This window comes from Vibrio sp. 10N.222.46.A1 (assembly GCF_041473595.1).
GTDB lineage: Bacteria > Pseudomonadota > Gammaproteobacteria > Enterobacterales > Vibrionaceae > Vibrio > Vibrio tasmaniensis_A.
Map to the genome: position 1 here is coordinate 1 of NZ_JBFRSN010000410.1, position 670 is coordinate 670.

The window sequence follows — 670 nt, forward strand, 5'->3', positions numbered from 1 at the left end:
GGGTGGTTGTGCGTTTCAACTTTCATCAAGATATGTGTTTTTTCTTGGTGGTAGTTGTACTGGCGAGTTTCTGGATCTGGGAAGAAACGACCCACTTCAGAACCTGTCATTACCGCTGCGTTATCTTTATAAGCAGACAGAACGTGCTCTGGTGTCGTTTCAAAGGTGTTCTTAATCATCTTGAACAATGATTTTTCTTGCTTAACGCCATCGATAGTCCAGTCAGCGTTAAAGATCTTGTGACGACAGTGCTCTGAGTTCGCTTGTGCAAACATCATTAGTTCGATGTCAGTCGGGTTACGACCTAGCTTCTCGGTGAAGCTTTCAAGAAGGTAATCGATCTCATCTTCTGCAAGTGCAAGACCTAGGGTAACGTTTGCTTTTTCAAGCGCTTTACGTCCGCCAGTTAATAGGTCAACTTCCGCATAAGGAGCAGGCTCAGCCACGGTAAATAGTGCCGCCGCTGATTCGAAGTCAGTGAAAACCACTTCCATCATACGGTCGTGCAGGATTGCTTTCAGCTCAACAAGTTGAAGCTCAGAAAGTTCGGCAGAGGTTTCAATGTAGAAAGCAGTACCGCGCTCTAGACGTGACACTTTAGCCAGTCCACAGTTGTGTGCGATATCTGTTGATTTTGAAGACCAAGGCGAGATAGTGCCCGGGCGTGGCG

General features: G+C 46.7%; 1 pseudogene. It reads right to left on the reverse strand.

From position 1 onward, the window contains the following. Positions 1–670: pseudogene (locus AB4496_RS12885) on the reverse strand (phosphoribosylformylglycinamidine synthase); the annotation flags it as partial.